The sequence below is a fragment of the Halalkalibacter oceani genome (assembly GCF_040544555.1).
GTDB lineage: Bacteria > Bacillota > Bacilli > Bacillales > Bacillaceae_D > Halalkalibacter > Halalkalibacter oceani.
The window spans coordinates 37863-62342 of the sequence record NZ_JBEPKD010000006.1; the positions used below are offsets into that span (position 1 = coordinate 37863).

Consider the following 24480-nt stretch of genomic DNA (forward strand, 5'->3'; position numbering starts at 1 on the left):
AGGAAAAGGGTGAAGGTGGATGACGATGGATAATATTAGGAGGACGAAAACAGCATACGGGGATGAAGGATTTTCTACGTTTATTCAAGCTGCTTTCCGCAGGCATTTAGGTCATGATAAAAATGATTTTACTAAACCTGTAATCGGTATTTGCAACACGGAAAGTGACGTTAACCGTTGTCATAGTCATTTTGGTCCAATGGTTGAGGCGATGAAAAGAGGAGTCCTAATGGCGGGAGGTATTCCATTAGAATTCCCGACGATCTCAATTGGTGAAATGACAACAAGTCCTACGACGATGCTCTACCGAAACTTAGTCGCAATTGATACAGAGGAAATGATTAGAGCGCAGCCGATCGATGGCGTTATTTTGATAGGTGGCTGTGATAAGATGCTGCCAGCGCAGCTTATGGGGGCAATTAGCGCCAATAAACCAGCTATTACCTTTACAGGCGGTCCTATGGCCAACGGGGAATATGAGGGAAAGACTTTAGGCGCTTGTACGGATTGCCGTTTTTATTGGCAAGAGTACCGGGCAGGCAGCGTCAGTGAAACGGAAATTGATAAGATTAATGCTGCATTGGCTCCTACCGCCGGACATTGTATGGTTATGGGCTCAGCAAGTACAATGGCTGTTTGTGCAGAAGCGATGGGAATGATGCTCCCCGGTGCGGCAGCCATTCCGGCAACAATGAATAAAAGGTTAAATAAAGCTCAGGAAACAGGAAAAGCCATTGTAGATTTAGTAAAGCAAGATGTAAGGCCGCGTGACATCGTAACGGTCAAATCGATCGAAAATGCGGTTCGAGTTCTAATGGCAGTAGGAGGGTCAAGCAATGCCGTCATTCATTTGACTGCAATTGCCAGAAGATTAGGAATAAAGTTGACGTTGGAAGAGTTTGATCGGCTGAGTAAACAGACGCCCTTTCTCGCAAATTTGAGACCTGCGGGAGACTATCAGATGGAGGAATTTTATCAAGCTGGTGGTGTACCTGCATTATTAAAAGAGCTTGCCCCTCTTTTGCATATGAGAGAGAGAACAGTAACCGGTCAGACGTTGGAAGAAGTTGTTGAGAATGTTCAACGATCAGAGAACTACCGCCACGTTATCAAGCCGCTTGATAATCCACTTTATTCAACAGGTGGAATTGTTACACTTAAAGGAAATCTGGTTCCAGATGGAGCGATTATAAAGCCAAAAGCGGCTACACCCGCTTTACTAAAGCATAGTGGAAAAGCAGTAGTCTTCAAATCCTTGGACGATTTAGAGGCGAGGATAGATGATCCTCATTTAGATGTTACAGCAAATAGTGTACTGGTTTTGCAAAATGCAGGTCCAGTCGGAGCCCCTGGAATGCCGGAAGCAGGTATGATTCCTATTCCGAAAAAGTTGCTTGCACAAGGAGTAAGGGATATGGTTCGAATTTCTGATTGTCGAATGAGCGGAACTGCCTTTGGGACCGTGATTCTACATGCTGCTCCGGAAGCGGCGGTTGGCGGAACGATTGGTTTAATTAAAGATGGGGATGTTATCGAATTAAATGTGGAAGCGGGCACGTTAACATTAAAGATTTCAGAAGAAGAACTGGCATTAAGAAAACAAGAATGGAAGCCGAGAGAATTACATACAAGAGGATATGCCCGTTTGTATCAAAAGCATGTGTTGCAGGCAAATGAAGGGTGTGACTTTGATTTTTTATAAAAGGAGATGAAATGATGAGTTATTTATCAAATCCCAGTTCAATTGTTCAAATTGGAATGATCGTTTGTGATATTGAAAAGTCCACAAAAGCATATGCTGATTTTTTTGGTGTGGATGTTCCCCAAATCGTGATGACTGATACTGTGGATAAAACGAAAATGACCTTTAATGGGAAGAGGGCACTCGGCAGAACAAAACAAGCATTTTTTCAAGTTGGACAGCTTACAATAGAACTGCTAGAGCCTGATCAGGAAGCTAGTGCTTGGCGTCAGCATCTTTCGGAAAATGGCGAAGGGTTTCACCATATTGCTTTCCTTGTTGAGGATATGGAGAATGAGATTAATCGGCTAGAAGAAAAGAGGTTGGACGTTGTACAGAGAGGGTTAACTTCCAGTGGTGGACAATATGCCTATGTTGACACGAGAGACTCTCTAAGGCTATGGGTTGAACTGCTTGAGCCAGGCAAGCGTACAGAGCGGAAAGGGGAAGGGCTATGAAAATCGTTCATGTCGAAGCAACGACATATCGAATTCCACCTGCTATACCATGGGAGGATGCGACGCATGTAGTAACCGGGCTTGAATATATCATTGTTAAAGTGATAACGGATAATAAACTAACAGGAGTTGGGTGGAGCCATACTCCGGGTATCGGGGCAACAGCTGTTGAAGCAATTATTAATGATTATCTGGCAAAGATGTTACTTGGTCAGGACGTTCGTAATATTGAAGCAGTCTGGCAATTTATGAACAAACAGGTTCATCGCTGTGGAAGTGGTGGACTACATACATTTGCACTTGCTGCGGTTGATATCGCCTTATGGGATATTCTCGGGAAATTTTATCAGCAGCCGTTATATCGCTTACTGGGAGGGGCAAGAGAAGAAATCCCGGCTTATGGAAGTGGGATTGATTACAGTTACAGCTTTGCTGAATTGTATGAGATGATCGATGAATATATCGAAAATGGTTATCAAACTATCAAAATAAAGCTTGGTTATGATTCGATTGATGAAAATATTGAGCGAATAAGCCGTGTCAAAGCAAGGTTAGGAAAGCGACAGCTTCTGATTGACCTTAATCAAAAGTGGACGGCTGCAAAAGCTATACATGTCTGCTCTCAACTTGATAATTTTCAGCTGGGATGGATTGAAGAACCATTATCAAGGGATGATGTAGAAGGGCATGCTATGTTCAGGCGCCATGTCCATACACCCTTAGCAGTTGGTGAGAACCTTTTTACAAAGTATCAATTTAATGATTATTTGAAGGCAGATGCTATTGATATTGTCCAAGCTGATGTTGGTCGTGTAGGTGGAATTACGGAATGGATCAAAATTGCCCATTTAGCAGATGCTTATTTTCGCCCGGTCGCTCCTCACTTTGTGATGGAACTTTCTGTTTCGTTATTATGCGCAGTTCCAAATGGCATGATCTTAGAAAATATAAAAGGTGGCTCATTTACAGAGATGGGTGTACTTCAAGAGCCGATTGTTGTCAAAGAGGGAGTGGGGAAGCCGCCCCAAGTCCCTGGACATGGAGTACTTTTTGATTTTGATAAATTGGAACAATATCGAGTCGACAGCCAGATGCTCAGAAAACTTGACTTAAGAAGTGCGAAAGGTTGAGGTAAATGAACAAAACAATAGAAAAGGGACGCTGAAAAATGAATCATTTCGATGGAGTTATCCCGGCTTTAGTGACTCCTTTTACTCGGGAAGGTAAAATAAATGATCGAGTATTGCGGCAAATTATTGAGATGAATTTGGAAAAAGGAGTCACTGGTTTTTACGTGGGAGGAAGTACTGGTGAGGCATTGCTGTTATCGCAGGAAGAAAGAAAATATATAGTAGATATTGTGAGCGATGAAACTCGTGGGAAGGCGAAGTTAATTGCGCAAATTGGTAGTTTTGCTACGAAGCATGCGATTGAGCTTGCTGAACATGCAGAAAAAGCAGGAGTAGAGGCAATTTCTTCTGTTCCCCCTTTTTATTATCAATTCAAACAGGATGAGCTTAAAGCTTATTACCATGACTTAGTGAAAGCAGTTGAATTGCCGATGATTCTGTATCATGTGCCCTCTTTGGCTGGTGTGTCCTTAACGGCTGAAAGCATTCGAGAACTATTTCAAGGAACACAGATAGTCGGTATTAAGCATACATCTTATGATTTGCTTCACCTGCAACTATTGCTGGATACTTATCCGAACAAAGTCATCATCAATGGACATGATGAATTATATTTAGCTTCCTTGACGGTAGGATGCCAAAGTTCAATCGGCAGTACGTTTAACTTTATGGCGGAAAAATTTTTACTAATTGATAGACTGTATAAGGAAGGAAAAATCGAAGAAGCCCGCTCGATACAAAACGAGGTAAATGAAGTGGTAGCTGTGCTTTTGAAAATAGGTGTGTTTCAGGGAGTTAAAGCGGCTTTAGCTCTCCAAGGAATTGAATGCGGTACTTGTCGAAGGCCGTTTAAACCACTTACAGTTGAGGAAAGTGAGCTCCTTAGAAAAGTACTAATAAAGAACGGAGTCGTATAACCAATTAAAGACAAGATATTTACGCTTTTAAGATAAAAAGGCTATTCCGCTCAACCATTGCAGGAATAGCTTTTTATCTTGAACGGAGTGAATGTTTATTTTTTAGTGAGAAAGGAAACGGTATAATAGAGTATTTCTTATTCCTAAGAAAGGAAGCGATGAAGATGAATAATGTGACAGCTGGTTTTCAAGTACTGCCGAATGGTCAGGATGTCGATACGAATGGGATGATTCCGCGAATTGTTGAGGTTGTGAAGGAGTCGGGACTGCGCTATCATGTTGGCCCGATGGAGACGGTCGTTGAAGGTAACATTGATGAGGTCTTTAGCTTGCTGAAACGTACGCAGGAGCTCGGTATTGAGCTTGGCGCCTCTGAGGTATTGACGAACATCAAGATCCATTACAATCCCGACGGTGTTTCGATTGAAGATAAGATGACGCATGTTAATTAAGCGAATCGGGCTGGGACAAAAAAAGGTAGTTTTTCTACCTTTTGCCCAGCCTATGAACTTGACAGTTCCTAGCGTTCTCCTCTCTCATTCCTCTGTTATTATTTCAACTTTCAATGTTCGGTTTAGGGTTTCTATAGCAAAAGAAATTACGACAATTGGATTCCCTGACTTTGTACAATCTTCATCGAACAACCTTATTATGGTTGCAATAAATGCAATGCTCATTCAACACGGTGGCGATATGTATTGAGCTGCCTTTGGTATTGCACAGCGTCTAATCGGGTTTGCAGTAAGGCCGATGATTGGTGTGATGCAAGGGATGTTACCTATTGACGGATATAACTACGGAGCAAAACAATTTCAAAAAAAGCGCGAAACGATATGGTTATCATTGGAATTTGTTGTCATTAACTCTATATTTGTCGTCATTAACGTATTCTTATTCAAGCCCTTAAGAACAAGCTAATAAAACTGATGATCATGATTAGAAAAATGAATGTTCCAAAAACCATATTTGGATCTTCCTCTCTTTTTTCTCCTAACCGTCTTGATATGATAGAAGCTGCACCGATATCATCAGCACTCGATAATATCATGACCATCATGACTGGAAATGCTACAGTCAATCCTGCAACCGCATCTACACCTTCTGCATATGAGATGAAAAAGATATCAACGACATTAAATAATGCCGGCCGACCATCGCGGGAATCGATAAATTCCATAACAACTTCGATGGCTTTTCTGTCCTAAGTTTTTCACTCGCATTTAAAGTTTGGTTATTACGTTTCAATTTTTATTCTCCTTATCAGACTGGTCGTTAAGCAAAGCTAAACGACCAGTCCGTTTCATTACATTTCGCTAGCAAGCATGTGTGCAGCTGTTTCGTGCATCTCTTGAAGGCCTGAGATTTCTGCAAATTCAGCTACAGTGATGCCGCTTGTTGTTAGAAGCTCTACAATATGCTCAAACATTCTTGACCACGTTTTTCCACCGGCGTTGTCATAAGCGTCGATTAACTTTGTTAGTCCATCACTCCCAAAAAGGAGGTGATGGGCCATGAAATCGACGGATACATCAGCAATCCCAACTTCTGTCCAGTCAATTAAGCCAATAACTTGATAATTTTTATTAATGAGGATATGACCTGGATGTAAGTCGCCGTGTTTTACTCCTACATGGGGGGGCCAAAGGGAGTCTTCCGCCAGCCATGCTTGCCAGCGATCCCATAAAGTTGGATTGATCTTGTATTGTTTTTTTACCCGTTCCATTCGCTGTTTCATGGAAACTCTTAACTCACTGGCACGAAGAATTTCAACCCCAATATGTTTGAATTGTTCGTGAGGCAATGAGTGTAAATCTGCTAGGACTTTTCCTAATGATTGATAATACGCAGGTGGAACATTGGATTCATCAAAACTCCATACATAGTTCTGTTGCTCCACGTCAATTGTCGCTGCAGGAAGTCCGCTTAATTGCTTATAAGCAATTAATTCTTCAGAGAAGATAGACCAATCCGGAACTTGAAAGCTTGCATGGCGGTGAATGATGTCTAATGCTTTTTTCTCTTGGCGTGCATGCCTCATTGACTCTGGTCTACGTGGGATTCTTAGAATCCATTTATCATCATGTTGATCTTTAGCGTAGGCTACTTGAAAGTCAACCCCAGACTCATTGATTTTGATACTGTTTTCTACAATATCTAATCCTTTGTTCATTGCTAATTGCTTAAGTTTAAGTGTATTCATGTTTATTTCCTCCAAATGTTCATTCTAATAAATTTGTTTGATTCTTTTTTCTTGTATTTCATATCTATGATCTGCCACACGTTTGACAAACTCACGGTCATGGCTAACTAATAAAACGGTTCCTTCATAATTAAGCAGAAACGTCTCAAGTGCTTTCATGCTATGAATATCTAAAAAGTTTGTTGGTTCGTCTAATATGAGCACATTATAAGAGCCAAGAAACAGTTGGCAAAGGTTTAAGCGTATAGCCTCACCGCCACTTAACTGAGAGGTTTCTTTTTTTAGATCGTTTCCTGTAAAGTTCATCGCATGCAAAACAGCACGGATTTTGCTTTGTTCGTAGTGGCTGTTTTCTTTCATAAATTCTAGAACCTTTTTATCCTTACTAAATTGATAGTCGAGTTGTTGATACACACCAAAAACCACTTTGGGAGAAAGGATAATGCCTTCTCTGTCATGAAGGATATGGTTTAATAACGTTGATTTTCCAGACCCATTTGAGCCAGTAATCGCAATGGTTTTGCCCAACGGGAACTGAAAGCTTGCATGGTCAAACAGTAGTGTATCCTTCATTTTAATGGTTAGTCGGTCTGCCATGATCGGAAACTTATTATGCAATTGAAGCAGTTTGGGTTGATGAAAGCGAATCGTCTTTTCCGTTTCTATCGCTTTTACCTCATCTAATTGTTCTACTCGTTTTTCTAATGCTTTTGCCGCTCGTTGAACCGACTTTTGACTAGTATCTTTTTGTTTAGTCATAAACATACGGTTTGCAGGTGTATTTACTTCTTTTTTTGACATAGACTGGTTTGCTTGTGTAATTTTCTTTGCTTTTTTCATTTTTTCATCTGCAGCAGATATCAGCCTTTGTTTTTCCTTTACATATTTTTCATGTCGTTCTTGTTGTTGGATACGTTCAAGTTCTTTTTGACGTTCATAATCAGAATAGTTACCTGTATATTCAATAATTTTGCCCTCATTTACTTCCCATATCTTTGTCACAAGCTGATCAAGTAAGTAACGGTCGTGACTGACCAAAATGAGTGCGCCGTAATAGTACATTAATTCCTCGATAAGAAAATCAACGCCCTTTGTATCAAGGTGAGTAGTCGGTTCGTCAATAAGCAGCCCTTCATAATAAGTTGAAAATAGTTGAGCTAGCTTCAACCGAGTTTGTTCACCACCACTCATTTGGGTGGCAAGTCGATCTGGTACGTTAAATTGGCCAAGTAATTTAAAATCAGAAGCTTGATTAGATGGGGACTCGGTTTGTTGAAAACACCCAAAATCAATCAAACGGTTTACATGTCCTTTATTAGGTTGGAGATCTTGGTGCAAAAGCTTCAATAATGTGCTTTTACCACTACCGTTTTTCCCAACGACACCGATTCGATCAAATTGGTGGACTTTCAAGTTATTAATGGTGAGAATAGTTCGATCAAAGAATGATACTTCTATATCTTTCAATTCCAAAACTAGTTTTTCCATTATTACACTCCCTTTTTTTTATGGAATCTAAAGGAATGTAATCATAAAAAACCACAGACAGGCTACTGTCTGTGGTGAAGAGTAAACGAGGTATAGCAAATAAACGTCTTCCTTTATATGAGCGAAAAAAGACATATAAAAAGACAGATGGATATCTGCCTTCCTCTAGGTGAAAAATGTAAACTTCCCCGTAGAAGATTATTAAAAATGTACAGACTACTCCCGTTTACTCTGCTTTATGAAAACAGAGCCTTTGAACATATTTAGTTACCTATTGTTCAAAGTTTGCTGGCGTAATCTTCCTGATGGCATCATTTTTAACAACCCTCCTTTTGCGTAATATAAGATACACTGTACATTTACTTATGATTATTGTCAATAAAAACCCTGAGAAAAAAGCTCCATTTACTGTGCAGTACAACGATACTAGCATACACAATCATTATGTAACATCAGATTACTTGTTAAACCATAAGGAAACTTGAATGCTATCGCTTAAAACTATTCTGAAAGTGCTTTATTTTCAGAATAATAACCGCTATACTTACAATTGAATAGACTGAAAAAACCGGAAAGGGTGAAAAGGATGAAGGCGGTTGTTGTGGCGGAGCACGGCGGACCTGATGTGTTGCGGGTGGAAGAGAGGGAGATTCCTGAGATTTCGCCAACGGAGGTATTGATTAAGGTTGAAGCGATCAGTGTCAACTTCGCTGATATTAAAGCGCGGGTAGGAGAGTATCATGGACAGACTGGATTCCCTTTTACTCCCGGGCTTGATTGTGCCGGGGTGATCGTCAAGGCGGGGGAGGAGGTCCGGGGTTTAAAAGAAGGGCAAAGGGTCATGGCGTTTCCAAAAGGCGGCTCCTATACGGAATATGTGAAGGCTGACCCTATTTTGACCTACGCGCTTCCGGATGAATTGGATAGCGAAACGGCTGCCGCTTCATTAACAGTCGGGGTTACCGCCTATAATGTGATAAAAAAAATGGCAAGGCTTGTTGAAGGTGAATCGATTTTGATTCACGCGGCGGCGGGAGGGATTGGAACGACGGCTGTTCAGCTGGCAAAGCTGTACGGGGCGTCGACAATTATCGGCACGGTTGGCAGTGACGAAAAGAAACAACTTGTGGAATCGCTTGGAGCTGATCACGTCATTAATTACCGCGAGCAGAACTTTGTCGATGAAGTGATGAAGCTGACGAAGGAAGAAGGAGTGGATGTGATTCTCGATACGGTTGCCGGCGACAACTTCAACCGGAGTATGGAGTGTCTAAGCCATTTCGGTCGGATTGTTAATTTCGGTCACGCCAATGATGGGTCTCACCCTGGAGAAGTGAAGACGAACGCCCTTCATTCGAGCTGCCGGACGGTGATAGGCTACAGTACCGGGACGTATCGGAAAAGAAGACCGGCTTTTCTGCGCGACAGTGCTGAACAATTGATTCAATTATTAGTCGGGGGGAAACTCCAGATGCAAATTTCCGAGCGTTTTCCGCTGGAGAAAGCCGGCGAGGCTCAGGCTCATGTTGAAAGTAGAAAGAGTACGGGGAAAATCTTGCTCATCCCCTAAAATGTAAGCGTTTTATTATCGTGATGGGTTGCCTTTGTAACAGCTATAGAGATAAATTGTAAAGTAGCTTCTCATGTTAAAATAGCTGGTAGAGCTCCTAAGATAAGTGAGAGTATGAACTTTTTTAGAGCTAAGGACTGTGGATTCATCTCTTTGGGCAAGACGTGAGGAGGCGATTAGGTATCCTTCGATGACCTTTGAAACAGTCCTCCTGCCAGCTGGAAAGGGGCTGATAAGATGATGGAAATGTATGAAATACGGCAAAAATTTCGCGATGACAAGCTTGTGGATATTAGCGGGACGATTCAAAGAGAACTGATGAACAATTCAGCCCTGACTGCTTTGCCAAAGGGAGCGGAGGTTGCGATTACCGCGGGGAGCAGGGGGATCGCCAATATTGTGCTGATTTTGCGGGAGACGGTTTCGACGTTAAAGGGGCTTGGGTATCGCCCTTTTCTTGTGCCGGCGATGGGCAGCCACGGTGGAGCGACGGCGGATGGACAGGTGGAGGTGCTTCATCATCTAGGGATAACGACCGAATCTGTCGGCGCTGAAATCCGTTCTTCCATGGAAGTTGAGCAAATCGCCGAGACGGACGACGGCGTGCCGGTGTATATGGATAAGCATGCTTACGGGGCGGACGGTGTCATTGTCATCAACCGGATCAAAGCGCATACGGCTTTTCGCGGACGGGTAGAGAGCGGACTTAGCAAAATGGTGACGATCGGACTGGGAAAGCGAAGAGGTGCCAGCTTTGTTCATGCCAATGGTGCCTTGCATATGGCGAGAAACATTGAGACCGTCTGCGCCAGCGCGCTCCGGCATTCACCGATTGTGATGGGGCTGGCGATTATTGAGAATGGCTATGATCAGACGGCTGACATTGTCGGGGTTGGAACGGAAAAGTGGTTCGAGGTCGAAGCCGAACTGCTGAAGCGTTCAAAAGAAATGATGCCGAGGCTTCCCGTCGATACGATTGATGTGCTAATTGTCGAAGAGATGGGGAAGATTTTCAGTGGGACGGGAATGGATCCAAACATTATCGGGCGCTGGCGGATTGAGGGCGTGCCGGAGCCGGAAAAACCTGACGTGAAACGGATCGTAGTGCTCGACCTGGCGGAACAATCCTTCGGCAATGCCCAGGGGGTCGGGCTCGCTGATTTTACGACCCAGCGGCTCGTGAACCGGATTGACCGGCAAGCGACATATACCAACTCGATTACGAGCACGTATTTACAAAGGGCGATGCTGCCGTTTATTTACGATCATGAACAGGAAGCGATTGAAAGCGCCTGCGGCAGCTTAGGGCCGGACGTTGATCTTACGGGCGTCAAGCTGGTGCAAGTACCAAATACTTTGCATCTTGACCGTCTTCTTGTTTCAAAGCCGGTGCTTGAACAAATGGAAAAGTGCGCTGTGCAGTTTGAAATGGAAGCAAGGAGACAGCTACGCTTCAATGATGAAGGGATGCTTGCATATAAGCTGACATCTGTTTAAATTTCGTCTCGCAAGCAGGAAATGGAAATCGCTATGTAGAAATAGCGATAGTAAGAAGAAGGACAACGAAAAGGTGGAGTGATGATCACGATTAATACGATATTTATTGCCGGTCATGCCCGGCTGCCGCAAGGGATGGCAGCGAAAAGTGTATTCGAGACGCTAACGATCACCGCCGAAGTTGATCGGAAATATGGGGTCATTATTCAGGCTTCCTGTACGTTGGCGACGGAGCATAGTCGTCAATACATTGACCGTATCCTGCGGGGAGTCAGTCTGAAGGATGGGGTTGAGGAGCCGGTCGAGCTGATTGTACGCCACTATAAAGGGAAAGCGACGAATGCGCTCGTGGCAGCGATAAAAGATTTACATAAGCAGTTTGTGCAGCTGCAAATAGAGGAAACAACCCAATAAAGGGGAAATGAAAAAAGCTATTAGCGAAGAATCGCGCTCTGCTAATAGCTTTTTCACATGGTTCATTTCGAAAGGATAAAAATTTGCGTGATGATTCGATCTAAGAAAAAACGAAGCGGGGTCAAACGTATTTTCTATCTGACTATCCGAACAAATGAAAAGCGGGGAATCCGTCGCTCCTGAAGACTTCGCTCGACATGCAGGTAAATACAGTAGTTGCATTTTTCGTATGGTTTTCCGGCTCATGGCAGCAAAACGAAGCATCGCCTGCGTGGAATTTTTTTCTTACGTAGATGGGAGGAAGGAAATGAAAAAGTCATATATTTTGGCATTGGATCAGGGAACGACAAGCTCTCGCGCTATTTTATTTGATCAATCCGGTCGGAAAATAGCAGTGGAGCAGAAGGAAATTAAGCAAATCTATCAGCAGCCGGGCTGGGTCGAGCAAAATGCGAATGAGATTTGGGCTTCGACGCTTGCGGTAATGTCTGGGGTCATGCTAAAAGCGAATGTCAGGGAATATGAAATCGCAGCGATCGGGATTGCCAATCAACGGGAGACGACAATTGTCTGGGATAAGGAAACAGGTCAGCCGGTTTATCAGGCGATTGTTTGGCAGTCGCGGCAAACGGCGGCAATCTGTGAACAGTTGAAGCAGCAGGGCCATGAGCAGATGGTCAAAGAAAAAACCGGTCTGCTTATTGATGCGTACTTTTCGGGAACGAAGCTGAAGTGGATTTTGGATCATGTCGCAGGGGCGCGGGAAAAGGCGAAGAAAGGGCAGCTTCTCTTTGGCACGGTCGAAACGTGGCTGATCTGGAAGCTGTCGGGCGGAAAGGTGCATGTGACGGATTATTCAAATGCTTCGAGAACGTTACTGTATAACATCTATGAGCGGAAATGGGATGCCGATCTGCTCGCCATGCTTGATGTACCTGAAGCTATGCTGCCGGAGGTCCGGCCTTCCTCCGAGATTTATGGCAAGACTGTGAACTATCATTTCTTCGGACTTGAGGTGCCGATTGCTGGCGCTGCCGGGGATCAGCAGGCGGCTTTGTTCGGGCAGGCATGTTTTGAAGAGGGAATGGCGAAAAACACGTATGGGACAGGTTGCTTTATGCTGATGAATACGGGGGAAAAAGCGGTTACGTCGAAGCACGGGCTGCTGACGACATTGGCATGGGGCGTTGATGGCAAGGTGGAGTATGCGCTGGAGGGAAGCGTCTTTGTCGCCGGTTCGGCGATTCAATGGCTCCGGGACGGGATGCGAATGATTAAGGCAGCGAAGGATAGTGAGCAATATGCGACGCGGATCACGTCGACTGACGGGGTTTATGTGGTGCCGGCTTTTGTCGGTCTCGGCACTCCTTATTGGGACAGTGATGTCCGCGGTGCCGTCTTCGGCTTGACGCGCGGTACGAGTAAGGAGCATTTTATCCGGGCAACGCTAGAGTCACTGGCATATCAGACAAAGGATGTGCTGACAGCGATGGAGGCCGACTCGGGCATAGCGGTGAAGACGCTGCGCGTCGATGGAGGGGCGGTCGCCAATCATTTTTTGATGCAATTTCAAAGTGATTTGCTCAATGTACCGGTAGAACGGGCGATGATCCAGGAAACGACCGCGCTCGGGGCAGCCTATTTGGCGGGGCTCGCCGTCGGCTTTTGGAAGGATAAAAGCGAAATCGCGCAGCAATGGGCGGTGGAGCGGACCTTCTCTCCGGAGATGGAGGAGGCGGAGCGGTCAGCGCTTTATCAAGGGTGGCAAAAGGCTGTGAAAGCGGCGATGGTGTTTAAATCATAGAGCGTTTCTGAAGAGGAAAAGACAGGAGAGAACGTATGAAAAAAAATATACATTATGCGTGGATCATTTTGCTGATTACCTTCGCTTCCCTTATGCTGGCACAGGGGATCCGCCTTTCCTTCGGGGCCTTTTTGACGCCATGGGAGGAAGCATTCCAGTCAAGCCGCGCTGAAATATCGGCAGTCGCGCTCGTCAGCTATCTCGTATTCGGTCTCTTTCAGCCTTTTATCGGTCGTTTGATTGATCGAATCGGGGCCAAGAAGGTATTAATGCTCAGTGTGCTCGTCGTCTCGCTTTCAATGCTTGTAACAGCGTTGGCGACGAAGCCGTGGCATTTAATGCTCATTTATGGAATTATTGCCTCGGTCGGTTTTGGCGGGGCGTCGAATGTGTTAGGGACGGTCGTCGTGACAAAGTGGTTTTCGGCGAAGCGAGGGTTGGCGATCGGCATGATGACGGCGGGAACCGCGTCGGGGCAGTTTTTGATCGTGCCGTTATCGATTGTCCTGATTCATCTCTTTGGCTGGAGTCAAGCCGTTATGATGTTAGGGCTGCTGCTGTTGGTCGTCATGGTGCCGGTTATTTATTTCTTTTATGCCTCTTTGCCGGAGGAAAGGGGACTCGATCCCTATGGCGGAACGGGAGAGCAGACTGATCCACGCCAAGCAGGAATGGAGGAGGAAGAGCGGCCTTCTCTTTTTGCCGTGCTTGGCGGGTTATTCAGGAGACGGGCGTTTTTGTTCCTCTTGCTTCCTTTTTTCGTCTGCGGCTTTACAACGAGTGGCTTAATTGATACGCATCTTGTTCCATTCGCCGAGTTTTGCGGGTTTTCCGCGGCGATAGCCGGGACGGCGGTGAGCGCATTGGCTCTGTTTAATTTTGGGGGGACGATTCTTTCGGGCTATCTCTCTGACAAATGGGACAGCCGCTACATGCTTGGCGGATTATATGGTATACGCGCTTTGACGATCGTCATTTTATTAGTGATCATTTATGATCCTGTTCTGTTCGGTTTTGCCCTTGGCCATTCCTTCTTATTGATGCTGTTCTCAGTCTCGTTTGGCGTTGTAGACTTTTCGACCGTTGCGCCGACGATGAATCTGGCGTCCCTTTATTTTCCACCGCAGGCGCTCGGCTTTATTATCGGCTTGTTTTTCTTCAGCCATCAGGTGGGGGCGGCTTTAGGAGCGTACGTCCCAGGAGTGCTCTTTGATTTGACTGGTGGCTATGATATTACGTTTTACATGGCGATGGCGCTTTGTATTCTCGCCTCATGCATGAGCTTTCTCCTCCCGAAGCAGGAGAAATCAAGCCGGGTTTAGAAATAAAAAGAAGTGGGTAATGTAACAGTTAACCTAAGAAAAAATAAAGGAGGACGAACATGTTAAATGATAAGCTGCTAACGGCTTTAAATGATCAGATGAATTACGAATTCTATGCCGCCCATTCCTATTTGGCGATGGCCGCGTATTGCTCTGACGAAAGCCTTGATGGATTTGCCAATTTCTTTCTCGTCCAGGCCGAAGAGGAACGGTTTCATGCGATGAAGTTTTATAATTTTATTAATGTTCTTGGGGAGAGAGCGGTGATCCAGGCGCTACCCGCCCCGAATAATGAATTTTCCTCTGTTCTCGATGCTTTTGAAAAATCGCTTGCTCAGGAAAAAGAAGTGACAAAGAAAATTTACCACTTATCAGATTTGGCGTGGGACGCACGCGAGCATGCGACGATTAACTTTTTGAAATGGTTTATTGAGGAGCAGGTTGAAGAGGAGGATTTATTCGACAGCATCATTCAGAAGCTGAAACGCATTGACGATGACAGCAACGCCTTTTTTATGCTGGATAATGAATTTTCCAAGCGTTCTTTTACGGCAAGCGATGATTAATCAAGGAGATGAGGGTGATGTCAGTGAAGGGAGCTTCCCTTGCTGGCATTGCTTGTTTTAGAGAGTATAAAAATATTCAGCTTGATTCAAGGAAGGGCACCGGCTCCGCGCATTATGCGGATGACTGAATGTAACTCGTTTTAAAGACATCCGTAAAAGATTGTAACGGTTCCGCTCATTGCTTAGGAGCTGGGCAAAAGGTGAAATAACCTTTTGCTCAGCTCCATTCAGTTATTACGGGTGGCGTGTTCGCTGTAGGGGATTTTCATTTTTACGTGAACGCCCTTTGTCGGGTGGTTTGTAATATCCATCGTTCCATTTAAGGTTTCAACAATCGTTTTGCAAATTGGCAGTCCGATTCCGGTGCCTTCGTCCTTCGTTGTGTAAAAAGGATAAAAGATTTGCTCCAGCTGATCAGGGTCGATCCCGGGACCGCTGTCAATGATCGAAATGTAAACATGCTTATGTTCTTTGACGATCCGGATTTCGATGGTGCCTTCCTCTTGAATTGCTTCGATCGCATTATTGATTAAATTGATAATCATTCGTTCAAATCGACTGGAATTCCCGGTTATGTATACATCTTCTTCAATGTGAGTTTGGAAGGTAATGTTTTGCTTATCGGCTTTCATCGTATAAATGGTGATGATTTTGTTTACGCTTTGTTTGACATCGATAATGGAGAGATTATCGTGATCCAAATGTGATTTGGACAGACTTAATAATTCCTGGATCAGCAGCTCCATTTTCAATGCTTCCTCGCGAATAATCGACGTATAGTGAGCGATATTAGGATCGGCTTTAATGGCGGGATGCTGCTCCATAAACTCTGCGAACCCGATAATTGATGTTAATGGATTGCGAATTTCGTGGGCGAAAAAAGCAGACATTCTGCCGATGACGGCGTGATAGTTCTCGTTTGCGGGCTGCGCTGATTCATTTGAGGAAGTGTCGCTTTGCTTTTCGTCATGTTTTTCCTTGTGATCTTGCTTCTCACTTTTTTTGGAAAACCATTTTTTTATAAATGATAGGTTCATTGAAGTTGTGTCGCTCCTACTTGAATAATAATCGTTCCAGTTAGAAAAAAGTCATATGGAATAAACGTTCTCACTTATATTAAATTCTAGTTGATTTGCCAATTTCCTTCCTAATTAGAAAAAAAATTAAACCTACAGGACGTTTGTCTGTCATATATATTAGAGAATCGACAGGAGGAGGGAACGTGAGATGAATACTTGGCAATTACCTGTGCAGGTTATTGCTCGCCACCTTGTTCAACCGCGCCTTGATATTTATTACCCTGAACTATCAGGTTTGGCGAATCAGCAGGTTCAGGAAAAGCTTAATAGAAGAATTGTAAAACAGGTTATGACGATGATTAAGAAGCAGGGCTATGAAAAGGAGCCGCAGACGGTAATTACGGGCGGGTTTGAAGTGAAAACGAATCAACGCGATATCATCAGCTTAACAAACAACCATTATGCCTACTCAGGTGGGGCCCACGGTTTAACGATTCAACGCTCACTGACGATGAATACGGTGACTGGTGACATTTATACGTTAAAGGATTTATTTAAGCCGGGGGCAAATTATTCAAAAGCGTTAAATGCGATAATTAGACGGCAATTAAAAGAAAGGGATTTGCCATTATTAACTGAATTTAAAGGAATTGCGCCGAATCAATATTTTTATATTGCCGATAAAGCGCTCGTTCTTTATTTTCAATTGTACGAACTGCTTCCTTATGCTGCGGGCATTCCTTATTTTGTCATTCCTGTCTATGAGCTTGAGCATATTGTCGCAGAGGATGGACCTTTAGGAAGAATGATCGGCTGACTTGTTGGTTCGTCAAGAAGAGGCCGGGGCAGGTTTGATTTTTTCGCGCAAGTGGTAAAGGATCACATCATGGTTAAAGGAGGATTTTTGCATGAAGTTGTTCATTAATGGAAAGTGGACTGGTGAGGAGTTAGAGCAAAAGGACGTCCTTAACCCGGCGACAGGAGAAGTGGTTGATCGTGTTCCAAATGGTGGGAAGAAGGAGGCGCAACAGGCTGTCGATGCTGCTTATGAGGCGTTTGCGGATTGGTCGGGAAAAACCGCAAATGAGCGTAGTGAGCTACTGATGGCCTGGTTTCAATTGATTAAAGAACATGAGCAGGAGCTTGCCGAGCTGATGACAACAGAGCAGGGGAAGCCGTTGAAGGAAGCAAAAGGCGAAGTGAATTACGCGAATGCTTTTATTCAGTGGTATGCCGAGGAAGGGAAGCGGCTCTATGGTGAAACGATACCCGCTTCGGCGAAGCATAAGCGGATTTTTGTCCAGCGTCAGCCGGTTGGTGTCGTCGCGGCGGTGACGCCATGGAACTTCCCGGCGGCGATGATTACGCGGAAGGTCGCCCTGGCTCTGGCGGTAGGCTGCACGATTGTCATTAAGCCGGCGAGTCAAACGCCACTCACCGCGTTAAGATTGGCTGAATTAGCGGAGGAAGCCGGAATTCCAGCCGGTGTGATCAACGTTGTGACTGGAAAATCAAGCGAGATCGTCGATGCGTGGCAGGAGGATGAACGGGTACGGAAATTAACGTTCACAGGCTCAACCGAAGTAGGGAAGCATTTAATGAACGGTGCGGCAAAGACGGTGAAGAAAATTTCCCTTGAGCTTGGCGGACATGCCCCGCTAATTGTCATGGATGATGCTGACCTTGATCTCGCTGTCGAGCAGGCAATCGCCTCGAAATACCGCAATGCCGGGCAGACATGTGTCTGCGCCAATCGTTTGTACGTCGCGGAAGCGGTAAAGGATGAGTTTACCGAGAAGTTCGGCAACGCTGTGCGTGAGCTGAAGACTGGAAACGGGATGGAGGAAAATGACCTTGGCCCATTGATTGATGAAGATGCGCTGAACAAGGTTGAAGAGCATATTAAAGATGCGACCGAAAAAGGGGCGTCTGTCGTAGTCGGTGGAAAGAAAATCGATGGGTTGTTTTTTGAGCCGACTGTGCTCAGCGGGGTGAAGGAAGAGATGCAATGCATGCAGGAAGAAACCTTTGGCCCGGTTGCTCCGATCTCCACCTTTGAAACAGAGGAGGAAGTGATTCGCCGCGCCAACAATAGTCCGTACGGTCTCGCCGCCTATCTTTTCACCCGCGATATCGGGCGCGCGATCCGCATAAGTGAAAAGCTGGAGTACGGCATCGTCGGCATCAATGATGGCGTCCCATCCTCCGCCCAGGCACCATTTGGCGGCTGGAAAGAAAGCGGCATCGGCCGAGAAGGCGGACACCACGGAATGGAAGAATTCGTCGAAGTCAAATACATCTCCGTCGCGTTTTAAAGAGGTTGTCTAAAAAGGTACGCTTTTGACCTTTTTAGACAACCTCGAAGCGGCGTGCGAAGTCTGCGCATGGTTTTAAAAGTCAGTACTGAAGTGCCTTTCTTCCGTACTGACTTTGCGCAGGACGAAGCCGTTGCCACGTATCCCAGCTGACGAGCAGCGAGTGGAGTCGAGACCAGTTCTTCTGAAGAACCAGCACAAGCCGAAGCACAAAAAACAAGCAGGAGGATCTATCCTTCCTGCTTGTGTTCAAAGCTCTTATTTCAAGAATGAGCGAAGCATCCAATTGTGCTTTTCGAGTGATTGGTGTACTGATAAAAGCATATCGGCTGTTGTTTCATCACCGAGTGAATCGGCTGCTTCCATACCGCCTTTTAGCTCTTCGATTAATGTATCAAAATCGGAAACAAGCTCGGCAACCATTGCTTCTGCATCCTGGCCGCCCGGTGCTTCTTTGACGGAAGCAGTCTCCAAGTATTCCTTCATTGTAGCGACAGGCTGTCCTTTTAAGGCAAGCAGACGCTCAGCCAGTTCGTCAATATGGACTGAGGCTTCATTGTAGAGTTCTTCAAACTTTTCGTGTAGAGTAAAAAACTGAGGGCCTTTCACATACCAGTGATAATTGTGAAGTTTAACGAATAGGACGCTCCAATTGGCAATTTGTTTGTTTAGAATGGCTGCTACTTTTTCTTGACTCATGAGAAAGTCCTCCTTTTATTGTCTTCAGTTATACTATTTCCCTATTTATAATGATTGTAAACATTATTTAATCCTCGCTGATGACAGTTGTTGAACATTCACCGCCATGAATCTGGGTGAACATCTTCGCTGCCGCGGTAAGCAGTTTGCCGCTTTCTTCGATTGAGGTGGCCGGCCGTAAATAAAAGAGCTGCAACGCCGATGTCGTCGCCGATGTCACGATCGTTCGTTTTGAATCAACGAGCGGGCTTCCGAACGCTCCAAGCTCGTCGGCGCTGACAAGCTTGTTGGCCATTTGATTGTCCCGGCCATTGACTCCTTCATAGTGATCCGTTTCGTTGCCGATCCGGATCGTCACGTCGCCGTTAAGATGGGCTTGGTCATAAATCCCGAGCGGGATCGCATATTCTAATGAAAAAAACGTATTTAAATCAACAGCTGAATTAATCAGTGGCAGCGGTTGTCCTTTAGCGATGCGGCGGTAAAGCGCTTCGTGAGACGGCCGATAGCGTCCCGGGTCAATTTTGAGCTGCCTGAAGACTTGTCTCCACTCAGAAATTCCAGTAACATCGGATAAGGACTTGTTTTCTAAATCGACGCGGATCGTCTCTTGAAAAAACTGTAAACGTCCTTTTAACATTTGCGGAGAGTCACTAACGACGATATCCTCGTAGTGGACGACCCCGATTTTAAAGCCGGAAAGGATTTGACTGAGTGATTGGTGAATATGTACATGAATCACAGATAGAGAACCTCCTTTATTTGCTGGTTTGGATTGGTCCGTTATATGTAGGAAGATAGTGGCTACATCGCCTATTGTAGCATAATAATAGAAAAAGATAGAAGAAAGGTGAGGGCTATGACAAACGCCCAATTTAAGGATGAGCTTATTGCATATAGTAAGTCAATAGGAGTGGATAAGATTGGGTTTACGACGGCTGACCCCTTTCTTAAGCTGAAGGACCGCCTGCAAACGCAACAGGAGCTTGGCTACCAGTCTGGTTTTGAAGAGCCGGATATTGAAAAGCGGGTCGAGCCAAGGCGGGTTTTGCCGGAAGCCCGAACGATTATTTCAATTGCGCTTGCTTATCCATCAAAAATGAAAAATCCTCCTAAGAGCACAAAGGAAGAACGGCGCGGCATTTTTTGCCGGGCATCGTGGGGGAAAGATTATCATGATGTGTTGCGTGAGCGTTTGCAGAAAATTGAACAATTCATTCAGTCACGCTTTCCAGATGAAAGGACGCTTTCAATGGTAGATACAGGTGAGCTGGCTGACCGGGCTGTCGCCGAGCGGGCGGGCATTGGCTGGAGTGGAAAGAATTGCGCGATTATCACACCGGAATTCGGAAGCTATGTCTACTTGGGAGAGCTTATTACGACGCTGGCGATCGAGCCTGATGTGCCGATCACGGAGCAGTGCGGCTCGTGTACAAAATGTATTGATGCTTGTCCGACTGGTGCTCTGGTTCAGGGGGGACAGCTGAATTCCCAGTCGTGCATTGCTTTTCTGACACAAACAAAAGGCTTCCTCCCGGAGCCATATCGCAAGAAGCTGGGAAACCGGCTTTACGGTTGTGACACATGTCAACAGGTCTGTCCTGAAAACAAAGGGAAAGATTTTCATATACATGAGGAAATGGAGCCCGATCCAGAGATTGCTAAGCCGAAGCTGTTGCCGTTGCTAACGATGACGAATCGGCAGTTCAAAGAGAAGTTTGGTCATGTTTCCGGCTCTTGGCGTGGAAAAAAACCGATTCAGCGCAATGCGATTATCGCGCTTGCCCATTTCAAAGACGAAAAGGCGTTGCCCTTGTTAAGCACGCTGCTTACGGACGATCCGCGCCCTGTCATTCGAGGAACAGCAGCCTGGGCGATTGGAGAAATAGGGACGATAAAAGAGAAAAACGAGCTTGAAAAAGCGAAAAACAGCGAAACAGACGAGGAAGTCGCGCGAGAGCTGGAAAATGCGATAATTTTGTTGGAAAATAAACAGTAAGCCGCGAGCAATTCATGATAGGGTAAGGTAAGATTAGAACAACCTTGACAATTGGAAGGAAGGGATATCATGACAACGCAACTGACACATTTTGTTGACGAAATGGATAGTCCCATTGGTAAACTTACAATCGTTGCATCGGATCAAGGCGTTTGTCACATCCATTTTGGCGAACTGGAAGCAAGTATGGTCAACATAAAAACATGGTTAAAGAAAAATGGCCGAAAAGGCGAACTGCTCCGTTCGAAAGAACATATCCGCCCGGTTTGTGAGCAGCTTGAGGATTATTTTGCAAGGAAGCGTTTTGAGTTCGACCTTCCGATTGACTTGTGTGGTACGCCTTTTCAAAAGAAGGTTTGGAATGCGCTGCGAACAATTCAATATGGAACGACCAAGTCCTATAAGCAGATTGCCCAGGAAATAGGGGCTCCGAAAGCGATCAGGGCGATTGGTGGAGCCAACAACAAGAATCCGCTGCCGATCATCATTCCTTGTCACCGTGTTATTGGTAGCAATGGAAACATGGTTGGGTATGGAGGCGGCCTCGATAAAAAAGAAATCCTACTTGGCCTTGAGGGTGCGATCGAACAAATTTCATAACAAACGCAATAAGGATGTCCCGGAAAAGTCAGGGGCATCTTTTTTCAATAGAGTAAGAAAGTATAAAATCTTCGGGTTGATTCGGGGCGGGGCGTCGGCTTCGCACGTTACGCGCCTGGCTGAAAAAAGCCCGTTTTCAGCCAGCTTTAAATGATGGTAACGGCTGCGCACGCCGCTTCTAAGAAACCGCTGTGCGGTTTCTTATGTATGAAGGACAAAGGGCAAGGCATAGGATTTTTATAGTAGAAGATTTATTCCCATTTGCTCCGTACATCGAATCCTTTTGCGGCGTTACGAGAAAGGAGTAGCAGGATGAACAACTCAATTGTCAGGATGCTCCATCATCATATTGAAAAAGAAAACAAAGCCTTTGTCGAGCCACAAAAGCTTGACAGAACATCATTATCGGCTGAACGGGCGCAAAGAACAGTTCAGATGCATGAAAAACGGTCAGCGAAAATCGTCCGCTCTTATGTGGAAGGGGATGTTTTGCGAACAATCCGTGTTGGCACGCGGCAAATCATCGATTATTTTCTTCACTGTGAACAGTTAATTGCCTTGAAGGACACGGTATATTTGGAGGAAAAGCTGGAATTCAGAAGGGCGACGATTGAAGATAAACAGGTGAAAAGCGATGAGGAGCTGTTTCATCTCCCGGAAAAAAAGGCGCAGGCGAGAGATTCTGCTGACGTAAGACAATCTAAAAAAGGGAAGAGTGCGTATAATCGACGTGAAGCTGTGCGGTATGCTGAACTTTGGTGGGATGACTATAATCCGGCCTATCATCGGTTCACGGACAACTGTACGAATTTTATTTCGCAATGTCTGTATGCCGGAGGAGCACGAATGACCGGTTATCCGAACCGGGCAACGGGCTGGTGGTATCAAGGAGGAAATTGGAGTTTCAGCTGGTCTGTCGCCCACTCCCTGCGCTGGCATTTAAGCGGCTCAAAGGACGGCTTGCGGGGAGAGGAAAGACAATCGGCAAAGGAGCTGGAGCCGGGAGATGTGATTTGCTATGACTTTAACGGGGATGGGCGCTGGCAGCACTCAACGATTGTCGTGGCGAAGGATGCCAATGGTGAACCGCTCGTCAATGCCCAGTCTTCAAACAGCCGGATGCGCTATTGGGCGTATGAAGACTCAACGGCCTGGACGCCGCAAATTAACTATAAGTTTTTTCATATTATTGACGATGCGTAGCGGTTATTGAATGCAAGCATCCTCAAGCTGTAAAAAGATGCAGCTTGAGGAGACATTGACGCTATCTCTTTTTTGAATAGGAGGAAGGTGGTATAATACGGGAGTTGACGATATCGACAAAAGTGATGCAGAAATAGAGGTGCATGGATGTGGGTTTACATATCGTGCTTTATCAACCGGAAATTCCAGCGAATACAGGAAATATCGCCAGAACCTGTGCCGGAACGAATACGACGCTTCATCTGATCCGGCCGCTTGGCTTTTCCACTGACGACCGCATGCTGAAGCGGGCAGGCTGTGACTATTGGCCGAGTGTGACGATCCGCTATTATGACTCGGTGGACGAGCTGTTTTCGACTTATCCGCAAGGGGAATTTTATTTTATTGAGACGGTTGGAACGAAAAACTATAGTGAGTTTGATTATTCGAACCAGGAGCGGGATCATTTCTTCGTGTTCGGCAGAGAGACAACCGGACTTCCGGCTGAACTGATCGAACAGTATAAAGAGCGCTGCTTTCGCATTCCGCAGACGGAGCATATCCGCTCGTTGAATTTATCAAATACGGCGGCGATTGTCATTTACGAAGCGATTCGGCAGCAAGGCTTTCCCGGTTTGTCATAATAAAGTGCTTGAACCTATTGGCAATGGCTTCACACGCCAAAAGCCCGTTGTGAGTGCATTTCTCACAACGGGCTTTTAAAAAGATCGTGGCGGTTTGGGCAAAAGGTAAAAAAAACAACCTTTTGTCCCAGCCTCTTCATTAATGCTTGTGAGGGTTGTCCTCGTAGCCGGCTGTAAAGATAGCCGCAAGGAATACAACACAAACACCAAGGATGAGTAAAGTACCCATAAAGATTCCTCCTTGTGACAATCATAGTTTTATTATATACGAACTTCGATGTAAAAGAAATGAAAAGTCAATGAATTCTCAAACAGCTTACGTAAAAAGCGATCAGGAGATAGGAGCGCCAGCGCATGTCAAATCGATACATTACAAGTCATTTTCCGCTTATTTCAATCGTTTTATTCAGTCTTGCCTTTGCCATGTACAGCCAAACGCTCATCTTAAATGAGCTGGCCAAGCTTGGTCTTTACGAAGGAATGCGTGAATTTTTTTCGGAGAACGGCATTAAGCTGACCTTGCTTTTTTTACTCGTTTTATTCTTTTTTATGGTTTTTTCCGCATTGAAATTGATCGCCGATACGATAATCGAGCTTTCAATGCTGTTCTTTTCAAAGGATGAGGAAGGCAATGAGCTTAATAAAGCAAAAGCGGGCTCCTCGATTTACTTAGCTGCGAGTATTATCGTGCTTTTGCTGTCGGGCGAGCTTCTCTTGTTGATTATTGTATTCCTCGGGGCTAGTCTTATTTATTTTATTTACCTTGTTTATAAATTAACGGATGCCTTTCATCCGGCAGGGCTGATCGGAATGATTTTCTTTCATATGATTTTTTGGAGTGCCTTTGTGCTTGCTGTTGCCTATGCTGGACTCAAGCTGTATAACAGCTTTATCGCCAGTTTGCCGCTGTAGGAG

25 protein-coding genes are annotated in these 24480 nt (G+C 45.1%); 19 read left to right on the forward strand and 6 right to left on the reverse strand.

Going from position 1 to position 24480, the window contains the following annotated elements; genetic code table 11:
* The first annotated feature begins 25 nt into the window (after positions 1 to 25).
* The 6 genes from ABMB67_RS08945 (at position 26) to ABMB67_RS08970 (ending at position 5164) form a co-directional block, all read left to right on the forward strand.
* Positions 26 to 1702, forward strand: a complete 1677-nt coding sequence (locus ABMB67_RS08945) for a dihydroxy-acid dehydratase (protein WP_354571850.1) — start codon at positions 26 to 28, stop codon at positions 1700 to 1702.
* 14 nt (positions 1703 to 1716) lie between these two features.
* Positions 1717 to 2199, forward strand: coding sequence for a VOC family protein (locus ABMB67_RS08950; protein ID WP_354571851.1), 483 nt, complete (start codon positions 1717 to 1719; stop codon positions 2197 to 2199).
* Positions 2196 to 3329, forward strand: coding sequence for a mandelate racemase/muconate lactonizing enzyme family protein (locus ABMB67_RS08955; protein ID WP_354571852.1), 1134 nt, complete (start codon positions 2196 to 2198; stop codon positions 3327 to 3329). The genes ABMB67_RS08950 and ABMB67_RS08955 overlap by 4 nt, the downstream gene beginning before the upstream one ends.
* Before the next feature lie 38 nt (positions 3330 to 3367).
* Positions 3368 to 4246 (forward strand): N-acetylneuraminate lyase, encoded by an 879-nt coding sequence (locus tag ABMB67_RS08960; protein WP_354571853.1) that lies wholly within the window; start codon positions 3368 to 3370, stop codon positions 4244 to 4246.
* A gap of 164 nt (positions 4247 to 4410) precedes the next feature.
* Positions 4411 to 4698 (forward strand): thiamine-binding protein, encoded by a 288-nt coding sequence (locus tag ABMB67_RS08965; protein WP_354571854.1) that lies wholly within the window; start codon positions 4411 to 4413, stop codon positions 4696 to 4698.
* Positions 4699 to 5008: 310 nt separating this feature from the next.
* Positions 5009 to 5164, forward strand: a complete 156-nt coding sequence (locus ABMB67_RS08970) for a hypothetical protein (RefSeq protein ID WP_354571936.1) — start codon at positions 5009 to 5011, stop codon at positions 5162 to 5164.
* Here ABMB67_RS08970 and ABMB67_RS08975 read toward each other — a convergent pair.
* The 3 genes from ABMB67_RS08975 to ABMB67_RS08985 all read right to left on the reverse strand — a co-directional run bounded on the left by ABMB67_RS08975 (position 5142) and on the right by ABMB67_RS08985 (position 7934).
* Positions 5142 to 5423, reverse strand: a complete 282-nt coding sequence (locus tag ABMB67_RS08975) for an MATE family efflux transporter (RefSeq protein ID WP_354571855.1) — start codon at positions 5421 to 5423, stop codon at positions 5142 to 5144. The two genes, ABMB67_RS08970 and ABMB67_RS08975, sit on opposite strands and share 23 nt — an antisense overlap.
* Positions 5424 to 5549: 126 nt before the next feature.
* The gene (locus ABMB67_RS08980) at positions 5550 to 6446 is read right to left on the reverse strand and encodes a macrolide 2'-phosphotransferase (RefSeq protein ID WP_354571856.1); all 897 of its coding nucleotides are present in this window, start codon (positions 6444 to 6446) and stop codon (positions 5550 to 5552) included.
* A gap of 24 nt (positions 6447 to 6470) precedes the next feature.
* Positions 6471 to 7934: an Msr family ABC-F type ribosomal protection protein gene (locus ABMB67_RS08985; protein ID WP_354571857.1), complete on the reverse strand. Its 1464-nt coding sequence runs from the start codon at positions 7932 to 7934 to the stop codon at positions 6471 to 6473.
* A gap of 586 nt (positions 7935 to 8520) precedes the next feature.
* On the opposite strand from ABMB67_RS08985, the gene ABMB67_RS08990 reads away from it, so the two are divergent.
* From ABMB67_RS08990 to ABMB67_RS09015, 6 genes are all read left to right on the forward strand, one after another.
* Entirely contained in the window at positions 8521 to 9504 is a 984-nt protein-coding gene (locus tag ABMB67_RS08990; protein ID WP_251221391.1) for a quinone oxidoreductase family protein, read from the forward strand.
* Between the two features lie 237 nt (positions 9505 to 9741).
* Positions 9742 to 11001, forward strand: a complete 1260-nt coding sequence (locus tag ABMB67_RS08995) for a nickel pincer cofactor-dependent isomerase, group 22 (protein WP_354571858.1) — start codon at positions 9742 to 9744, stop codon at positions 10999 to 11001.
* An 81-nt stretch (positions 11002 to 11082) separates the two neighbouring features.
* Positions 11083 to 11415 carry a DUF3870 domain-containing protein gene (locus ABMB67_RS09000; RefSeq protein ID WP_354571859.1) on the forward strand — a complete coding sequence of 111 codons (333 nt, stop codon included), beginning with the start codon at positions 11083 to 11085 and terminating at the stop codon, positions 11413 to 11415.
* 307 nt (positions 11416 to 11722) lie between these two features.
* A complete protein-coding gene (glpK, locus tag ABMB67_RS09005) occupies positions 11723 to 13219 on the forward strand; it encodes a glycerol kinase GlpK (protein WP_354571860.1) in 1497 nt (498 codons plus the stop codon).
* 35 nt (positions 13220 to 13254) lie between these two features.
* Positions 13255 to 14541 carry an MFS transporter gene (locus tag ABMB67_RS09010; RefSeq protein ID WP_354571861.1) on the forward strand — a complete coding sequence of 429 codons (1287 nt, stop codon included), beginning with the start codon at positions 13255 to 13257 and terminating at the stop codon, positions 14539 to 14541.
* A 59-nt stretch (positions 14542 to 14600) separates the two neighbouring features.
* A complete protein-coding gene (locus ABMB67_RS09015) occupies positions 14601 to 15107 on the forward strand; it encodes a ferritin (protein ID WP_251221396.1) in 507 nt (168 codons plus the stop codon).
* 227 nt (positions 15108 to 15334) lie between these two features.
* On the opposite strand, the gene ABMB67_RS09020 is transcribed toward ABMB67_RS09015, so the two are convergent.
* The gene (locus ABMB67_RS09020) at positions 15335 to 16144 is read right to left on the reverse strand and encodes a sensor histidine kinase (RefSeq protein WP_354571862.1); all 810 of its coding nucleotides are present in this window, start codon (positions 16142 to 16144) and stop codon (positions 15335 to 15337) included.
* A 190-nt stretch (positions 16145 to 16334) separates the two neighbouring features.
* Between ABMB67_RS09020 and ABMB67_RS09025 the strand changes: the two genes are divergently transcribed.
* Both ABMB67_RS09025 and ABMB67_RS09030 read left to right on the forward strand, forming a co-directional pair.
* Entirely contained in the window at positions 16335 to 16943 is a 609-nt protein-coding gene (locus ABMB67_RS09025) for a DUF3298 and DUF4163 domain-containing protein (RefSeq protein WP_354571863.1), read from the forward strand.
* A 91-nt stretch (positions 16944 to 17034) separates the two neighbouring features.
* Complete coding sequence (locus tag ABMB67_RS09030) at positions 17035 to 18441, forward strand: NAD-dependent succinate-semialdehyde dehydrogenase (RefSeq protein WP_354571864.1); 1407 nt, start codon at positions 17035 to 17037, stop codon at positions 18439 to 18441.
* A 258-nt stretch (positions 18442 to 18699) separates the two neighbouring features.
* Here ABMB67_RS09030 and ABMB67_RS09035 read toward each other — a convergent pair whose 3' ends face one another.
* Positions 18700 to 19140, reverse strand: coding sequence for a Dps family protein (locus tag ABMB67_RS09035; RefSeq protein ID WP_251221400.1), 441 nt, complete (start codon positions 19138 to 19140; stop codon positions 18700 to 18702).
* Positions 19141 to 19207: 67 nt separating this feature from the next.
* Positions 19208 to 19882, reverse strand: a complete 675-nt coding sequence (locus tag ABMB67_RS09040) for a B3/B4 domain-containing protein (RefSeq protein ID WP_354571865.1) — start codon at positions 19880 to 19882, stop codon at positions 19208 to 19210.
* Positions 19883 to 19999: 117 nt separating this feature from the next.
* Between ABMB67_RS09040 and queG the strand changes: the two genes are divergently transcribed.
* From queG to ABMB67_RS09065, 5 genes are all read left to right on the forward strand, one after another.
* Positions 20000 to 21139, forward strand: a complete 1140-nt coding sequence (gene queG, locus ABMB67_RS09045) for a tRNA epoxyqueuosine(34) reductase QueG (protein ID WP_354571866.1) — start codon at positions 20000 to 20002, stop codon at positions 21137 to 21139.
* 69 nt (positions 21140 to 21208) lie between these two features.
* Positions 21209 to 21739 carry a methylated-DNA--[protein]-cysteine S-methyltransferase gene (locus ABMB67_RS09050; RefSeq protein ID WP_251221403.1) on the forward strand — a complete coding sequence of 177 codons (531 nt, stop codon included), beginning with the start codon at positions 21209 to 21211 and terminating at the stop codon, positions 21737 to 21739.
* A 312-nt stretch (positions 21740 to 22051) separates the two neighbouring features.
* Positions 22052 to 22942 carry an amidase domain-containing protein gene (locus tag ABMB67_RS09055; protein ID WP_354571867.1) on the forward strand — a complete coding sequence of 297 codons (891 nt, stop codon included), beginning with the start codon at positions 22052 to 22054 and terminating at the stop codon, positions 22940 to 22942.
* Between the two features lie 149 nt (positions 22943 to 23091).
* Entirely contained in the window at positions 23092 to 23565 is a 474-nt protein-coding gene (trmL, locus tag ABMB67_RS09060; RefSeq protein ID WP_251221405.1) for a tRNA (uridine(34)/cytosine(34)/5-carboxymethylaminomethyluridine(34)-2'-O)-methyltransferase TrmL, read from the forward strand.
* 354 nt (positions 23566 to 23919) lie between these two features.
* Positions 23920 to 24477 carry a DUF5366 family protein gene (locus tag ABMB67_RS09065; RefSeq protein WP_354571868.1) on the forward strand — a complete coding sequence of 186 codons (558 nt, stop codon included), beginning with the start codon at positions 23920 to 23922 and terminating at the stop codon, positions 24475 to 24477.
* The last annotated feature ends 3 nt before the right edge of the window (positions 24478 to 24480 follow it).